This window comes from Pseudomonas sp. SWRI99, from assembly GCF_014270125.1.
Lineage (GTDB): Bacteria > Pseudomonadota > Gammaproteobacteria > Pseudomonadales > Pseudomonadaceae > Aquipseudomonas > Aquipseudomonas hamedanensis.
In genome coordinates this window covers 1-7,126 of the sequence record NZ_JABWQR010000060.1, presented here as the reverse complement: position 1 = coordinate 7,126, position 7,126 = coordinate 1, and the positions used below count along the sequence as shown (strand labels likewise).

The 7,126-nt window shown below is 61.7% G+C and carries 5 protein-coding genes; 1 reads left to right on the top strand and 4 read right to left on the bottom strand.

The annotated features are described in order from the left end of the window. Window positions 1-169: 169 nt before the first annotated feature. The 4 genes from HU743_RS26940 to HU743_RS26925 form a co-directional block, all read right to left on the bottom strand. Complete coding sequence (locus HU743_RS26940; protein ID WP_186549323.1) at window positions 170-565, bottom strand: DUF1090 domain-containing protein; 396 nt, start codon at window positions 563-565, stop codon at window positions 170-172. Window positions 566-660: 95 nt separating this feature from the next. Then, window positions 661-2,337, bottom strand: coding sequence for an NAD-dependent DNA ligase LigB (gene ligB / locus HU743_RS26935; RefSeq protein ID WP_186652391.1), 1,677 nt, complete (start codon window positions 2,335-2,337; stop codon window positions 661-663). 229 nt (window positions 2,338-2,566) lie between these two features. Further along, on the bottom strand, window positions 2,567-3,757 hold the full coding sequence (gene metK / locus HU743_RS26930) for a methionine adenosyltransferase (RefSeq protein WP_024014624.1): 1,191 nt from the start codon (window positions 3,755-3,757) through the stop codon (window positions 2,567-2,569). 18 nt (window positions 3,758-3,775) lie between these two features. Beyond that, window positions 3,776-4,771 carry a metalloregulator ArsR/SmtB family transcription factor gene (locus HU743_RS26925; RefSeq protein ID WP_186549317.1) on the bottom strand — a complete coding sequence of 332 codons (996 nt, stop codon included), beginning with the start codon at window positions 4,769-4,771 and terminating at the stop codon, window positions 3,776-3,778. Between the two features lie 258 nt (window positions 4,772-5,029). Between HU743_RS26925 and tkt the strand changes: the two genes are divergently transcribed. Further along, window positions 5,030-7,027 (top strand): transketolase, encoded by a 1,998-nt coding sequence (tkt, locus tag HU743_RS26920; protein WP_186549315.1) that lies wholly within the window; start codon window positions 5,030-5,032, stop codon window positions 7,025-7,027. The last annotated feature ends 99 nt before the right edge of the window (window positions 7,028-7,126 follow it).

The following is a 7,126-nucleotide window of genomic DNA, read 5'->3' as shown; positions in this document are numbered from 1 at the left end:
CCTCGCCACAGGGGCGCCGCCGAGCGGGAGCAAGCTCCCTCGCCACAGGGGCGCCGCCGAGCGGGAGCAAGCTCCCTCGCCACAGGGGCGCCGCCGAGCGGGAGCAAGCTCCCTTGCCACAGGGCGCCGCCGAGCGGGAGCAAGCCCCCCTTGCCACAGGGCCCCGCCATTACTTGTCGATCTGATCCAGCGCTTCCTGCAGTTCCTTGCGCGACTCGGCCAGCTTCTCCTTGCGCTTGTTGATTTTCTCCGGATCGCCTTTCTTCATGGCTTTGTCGAGATCGGCCTGGCGCTGGCTCACCTCATGCTTGGCCTCAAGCACTTTGTTTTCGCGTTCTTTCTTCAGACCGGCGTCGGTGCAGTGCTCGGTCACTTCACGCAGCGCGGTTTCCAGGCCTGCCTGCTGCTCCAGGTTGCCGCGCGACTTGGCCTGTTCGATCTGATTGATGATGCCCTGCTTCTTGGCCGCGCAGCCGGTCAGGCCCGGGCCGTCTTCTTCCGCCATTACCGGGGCGGCCATTACGCCGCAAAGGGTCAGCAGGGCGAGCGGTGTGAGAAATTTCATAATAGCTCCATGTGCAAAGGCAATCGGCTGGTCAGGCACTGCGCAGTTGGAGCGCCTTGTCCGCCGTGGGTTCCCGGCGTGCCGGGCGTGCATGTTCAGAAACCGTCGATTCCGGCGGCGTGTAAGGTTTCGCTCAAGGCCAGCACCTGCGGATCGCGCAGGAATGCACGCAATTGCGCCGCGCGCCCCGGGCCGATGCCGGCTTCTGCCTGCCATTGTTCGGTGTCACGTTGTACCAGCGCCTGCCACGAATCGGGGAGTCGGGCCTGCCCGGTCGGTGGCAGTCCCAGCGCTTTCAACCATTGAGCGAACGGCTGTTGCCGGGCGCTCTGAAAACTGTGCATTAGACGCGCGCTGCTGCGCTCGCCGAAGCCGGCAATGTTAGCAAGCTCTGGCGCATCGAGGGTCAACCAATCCAGCAGGTTGTTCAGACGGCCTGTTTCGAGAAGTTTCTCCCAGGTGCCGCGCCCGACATGCGGCATGGCCAGGCCCTGCTTGCCACTGAGCCAGGTCAGGCGCGCGAGAAACTGGGTCTCACATCCGGGCGTCGGTTGCCAGCAGCTCAAGGCGTGGTAGTCACTGGCGCCGGGGACGAAGAGATCGGCTCGCTCGCTGGCGCGCAGCACCACGCTGTCGAGTCGCGGGATGGTCAGGCCGGCCAGGCTGATTGCCACCTGATCGCCAGGACGCGCGTCGAGTGTCAGCCAGCGTTTGAGCGAGCTGACGCTGACTCGTCTGATTTCACGATCGTCCAGCTTGACCGGCACAAGCTCCAGCACCGGGGTGATACGTCCGGTTCGGCCGACCTTGAAGTGCACCTTGCGCACTTCAGCCAGCGCCTGGGCAAATGGATATTTCCAGGCGATCGTCCAGTACGGTGCGCGTGCCTGCCAGCGTTCGGCGGGCGGGCGCTGATTCTGGCGCAGCACCACACCGTCACTGGCAAACGGCAACGGTGAGCGATACCAGTGCTCGCGCCATTTTTGCGCATCGGCAAACTCGCGGATCGGATGGGTGTACGGCTCGGTCGTGGCGAACCCCAGCGCCGCCAGTGCGGACAATCGCTCAGGCAGATTTGAAGGGCCCTGCGGCCAGTCCCAGACGAACAGGCCGATCCCGGCGGCGTCTTCGGCCGCGAGGGATTTTCGCCCCATCAGACCTGCGACCGTTGCGCGGGCATTGACGCTGCCCGATTGCGCTTGCACATGGTCGTTCAGTCGCCAGTAGAGCTCGCCCTGCACCTGCAGGTCTTGTGGCTGCGTCAGCCGTTGTGGAATGGTAGCGATCCTGTGCGCGGAGAGGGTCCAGTCCTGGCCGCTGACACCGTCACCGCGACTGATGGCCTGCTGCAATACTCCCTGGCGATAGATCAACGTGATGGCAACGCCGTCGACTTTGGGTTGCACCCAGACGTCTCGGCGATCACGCAGCCAGCGACCCACCTCCTCGGCTTTATGGAGTTTATCCAGGCCGGTGTGTGGGGTCGGGTGTACAACCGAGCCTGACGCCGTGCGCAAAGGCTGCTCTGATGAGGGTTGTTGGAAGCAGTTGCGCCATTCGCTCAGCCGCGACAGGGCCTGGTCGTAAAGCTCGTCGGCGACCAGTGAGCGGCCTTCGCGGTGGTAGGCGTCGTTCCATTGGTCGATCTGGTTTTGCAGGGTGATGATTTCGCGTTGGGCTTGTGGGCGGGGCCAGTTGGGACAGTTGGCGTGGGCGGCGAGCGCGATGTGTGCCAGCAGAAAAACCAATAACAAGCGCAGCGTGACGAGCATTGTGAGCGTCCTTGCTCAGGGGGAATGTTTGAAGGGTAGGTGAGGATTTGCAAGGCGGTGTGTGGGTGTTTTTCGAGGTGTTTCCGGTTGCAGAATTGATGTCGCGAGTGCGGGCCCCTTCGCGAGCAGGCTCGCTCCCACAGAGGCCAGCGTGAATTAAAGGTTGTATTCAGGCATGAAAAAGCCCCGCACGGCGCGAACCGTGCGGGGCTTTTATGCAGCCAGGGAATTACAGGCCAGCGGCAGAACGCAGGGCGTCGGCGCGGTCGGTTTTTTCCCAGGTGAACGTGGTGAAGCTGTCTTCGCCAACGGTCTTGGTCTGCGGCGCGCGGCCGAAGTGGCCGTAGGCTGCGGTTTCCTGGTACATCGGGTGCAGCAGGTCGAGCATGGTGGTGATTGCGTAAGGACGCAGGTCGAACACTTCACGCACCAGTTTGATGATCTTGTCATCGCTGATCTTGCCGGTGCCGAAGGTGTTCAGCGAGATCGAGGTAGGCTGGGCCACACCGATCGCGTAGGAAACCTGAATCTCGCAGCGCTCGGCCAGGCCGGCCGCGACGATGTTCTTGGCAACGTAACGGCCAGCGTAGGCAGCCGAACGGTCCACCTTCGATGGATCCTTGCCGGAGAACGCGCCGCCGCCGTGACGGGCCATGCCGCCGTAGCTGTCGACGATGATCTTGCGACCGGTCAGGCCGCAGTCGCCTACCGGACCGCCAATGATGAACTGGCCGGTCGGGTTGATGTGGAACTGGGTGTCTTTGCTCAGCAGTTCGGCAGGCAGTACGTGCTTGACGATCAGCTCCATCACGCCTTCGCGCAGGTCTTTGTACGACACTTCAGGGTTGTGCTGGGTCGACAGAACCACGGCGTCGATACCGACCACCTTGCCGCCTTCGTAACGGCAGGTCACTTGCGACTTGGCGTCCGGACGCAGCCAAGGCAGCAGGCCCGACTTGCGCGCTTCGGCTTGCCTTTGTACAAGCTGATGCGAGAACGTGATCGGCGCTGGCATCAGCACGTCGGTTTCGTTGCTGGCGTAGCCGAACATCAGGCCCTGGTCGCCGGCGCCCTGATCTTCAGGTTTGGCACGGTCAACACCCTGGTTGATGTCGGGGGACTGCTTGCCGATGATGTTCATCACGCCGCAGGTCGCGCCGTCGAAGCCGACTTCGGAGCTGGTGTAACCGATGTCGCAGATCACGTCACGAACGATCTGCTCCAGGTCGACCCAGGCGCTGGTGGTCACTTCACCGGCAACGATGGCCACGCCGGTCTTGACCAGGGTTTCCACAGCCACGCGGGCGTGTTTGTCCTGGGCAATAATGGCGTCCAGCACCGCATCGGAAATCTGGTCGGCGATTTTGTCCGGATGTCCTTCAGACACGGACTCGGAGGTGAAGAGGGAGTATTCGCTCATCTCGATGTTTTCCTGAATTTACCGATGGTGAGTGTCGCCAGCCGGTCGCTGAAAGTGGCGAACCTGAATCTGGAAACCATTACGTAAGCCTACATAGAGGCTTTCCCCGGGAACGAGTCCCGCAGCGGTGGCCCAACGGGCCAGATCGTCCTGTTCAAACCCCAACCACAGATCACCGCAGGCCTCCCTGGCCCAACTCTGGTTGTGGCTACATAACTCTGTCACGAGCAGGCTACCGCCCGGTTGCAGCAGGTCGGCCATGTGCCTGAGCGCATCGGCCGGGGCGGCGAAATGGTGCAACACCATGTTCAACACCACGCAATCGGCCTGAAGGCTTGAGCCATTCAATGCATCGGCCAGTTGCAGGCTGACGTTAGCCAGCTGTTCACGTTCGCAGACCTGACGCGCCAGTTCGAGCATCGCCGGGCTGTTGTCCAGTGCCGTCACTGCGTGGAAGCGGCGCGCCAGTTCGGGCAGAAAAGCGCCGTCACCGGGGCCGACTTCGATGGCCGTGGCAGCGCCATTGAAATTCAGCTTGTCGAGCAGGGCCAGCACGCTATCGCGGTACTGCGGCAGGCCGGCGATCAAATCCTGCTGGGCACGGAATTTTTCCGCAACCCGGGCGAAAAAGTCCTGGCTGGCGGCGGCACGTTGTCCATGGACCTGTTCGATCCGTGATTGCACGTCATCCGGCAAAGCCAGATTGTCGACTTCTTCTAACAATGCAGCATGCAATTTGCCGCCGAGCAATTCGGTGTGGGGCAGGGCGCGGCGGTAAAAAATCGCGTTGCCTTCACGGCGTGTCGCTACCAGGTCGGCTTGCGCCAGCACTTTAAGGTGATGACTCATGCCCGACTGGCCAATGCCGAAAATCTGCGCCAGCTCCAATACACCAAACGAATCGTTGGCCAGCGCGCGCAAGACATTCAGCCGCAGCGGATCGCCGCCGGCCTTGCACAGGGCCGCCAGCTCGTCGCAATCGTCGTGGCGAATGGAAGGCACGCGTAAATTCATAGGGCCGCAGTCTAGTGACGGCGAGAAAGCATCGCAAGGTCAATATCAAAAAGTTTTGATATTGCTCGATAAATGGCACTTCTCACGAAACGGTTAACTCTACAAACCCGTAGCGGAAAGGTTTCACCTGTCGAAACCGTCGCCAACCACGGGAAAAACGCCTGCCGATGACTATCTGTCATTGCCCCGAGGCGCTTGGGTGAGGGAAAATGCCCTCCTTTTTTCCGTTTCAATCTATTCACACCCAGGAGATCAGCGATGCCTAGCCGTCGTGAGCGTGCCAACGCCATTCGTGCCCTCAGCATGGATGCCGTGCAAAAAGCCAACAGCGGCCATCCCGGTGCCCCCATGGGTATGGCAGATATCGCCGAAGTGCTTTGGCGCGACTACCTCAAGCACAACCCGAGCAACCCATCGTTCGCCGACCGTGACCGCTTCGTGCTGTCCAACGGTCACGGTTCGATGTTGATCTACTCGCTGCTGCACCTGACCGGTTACGACCTGTCGATCGACGACCTCAAGCAGTTCCGTCAGCTGCACAGCCGCACCCCGGGCCATCCGGAATTCGGTTACACCCCGGGCGTCGAAACCACCACCGGCCCGCTGGGTCAGGGGCTGGCCAACGCCGTCGGTTTCGCGCTGGCGGAAAAAGTCATGGGCGCGCAGTTCAACCGTCCTGGTCATAACATCGTTGATCACCACACCTACGTGTTCCTCGGTGATGGCTGCATGATGGAAGGCATTTCCCACGAAGTCGCCTCCCTGGCCGGCACGCTGGGCCTGGGCAAGCTGATCGCCTTCTATGATGACAACGGCATTTCCATCGACGGCGAAGTCGAAGGCTGGTTCACCGATGACACGCCGAAGCGTTTCGAAGCCTACAACTGGCAGGTCATCCGCAACGTCGACGGCCACGATCCTGAAGAGATCAAGACCGCCATCGAAACCGCGCGCAAGAGCGCACAACCCACCCTGATCTGCTGCAAGACCACCATCGGTTTCGGCTCGCCGAACAAGCAGGGCAAGGAAGATTGCCACGGCGCCCCGTTGGGTGACGCGGAAATCGCCCTGACCCGCCAGGCGCTGAACTGGAACTACGGCCCGTTCGAAATCCCGGCCGAGATCTATGCCGAGTGGGACGCCAAGGAAAAAGGTCGCGCCGCTGAAGCCGAGTGGGACCAGCGTTTCGCTGCCTACTCCGCAGCGTTCCCGACCGAAGCCAATGAGCTGATCCGTCGCCTGAGCGGCGAACTGCCGGCCGACTTCTCGGAAAAAGCCTCGGCCTACATCGCCGAAGTCGCGGCCAAGGGCGAAACCATCGCCAGCCGCAAAGCCAGCCAGAACACCCTCAATGCGTTCGGCCCGCTGCTGCCGGAAATGCTCGGCGGTTCGGCTGACCTGGCCGGCTCCAACCTGACCTTGTGGAAAGGCTGCAAAGGCGTCAACGCTGAAGACGCCAGCGGCAACTACATGTATTACGGCGTGCGCGAGTTCGGCATGACCGCAATCATGAACGGCGTTGCCCTGCACGGCGGTCTGGTGCCTTACGGCGCGACCTTCCTGATGTTCATGGAATACGCGCGCAACGCGGTGCGCATGTCGGCATTGATGAAGAAGCGAGTAATCCACGTCTACACCCACGACTCCATCGGTCTGGGCGAAGACGGCCCGACGCACCAGCCGATCGAGCAACTGACCAGCCTGCGCAGCACACCGAACCTCGACACCTGGCGTCCAGCCGATGCCGTGGAATCGGCGGTGGCCTGGAAAAACGCCCTGGAGCGCAAGGACGGCCCGTCGGCGCTGATCTTCTCGCGGCAGAACCTGCAGCACCAGGAACGTGATGCCGGCCAGATTGCCAACATCAGCCGTGGTGGTTACGTACTCAAGGACTGCGCAGGCGAGCCTGAGCTGATCCTGATCGCCACCGGTTCGGAAGTCGGTCTGGCCGTTCAGGCCTTCGACAAACTGACCGAACAGGGCCGCAAGGTGCGCGTGGTGTCGATGCCATGCACCAGCGCGTTCGATGCTCAGGATGCGGAATACAAGCAGGCGGTGCTGCCATTGCAGGTCAGCGCACGTATCGCCATCGAAGCGGCCCACGCCGACTTCTGGTTCAAGTACGTGGGCCTGGAAGGTCGCGTGATCGGCATGACCACCTACGGTGAGTCGGCGCCGGCTTCGGCACTGTTCGAAGAGTTCGGCTTTACCCTGGAAAACATCCTCGGTCAGGCTGAAGAGCTGCTGGAAGACTAAATCTGACAGTTGTGTTGTCCGGGCTGACGCCTTCGCGAGCAGGCTCGCTCCCACATTAGCCCATCATCGCGACAGGCTCGGGATTACAGAACGTCCAGC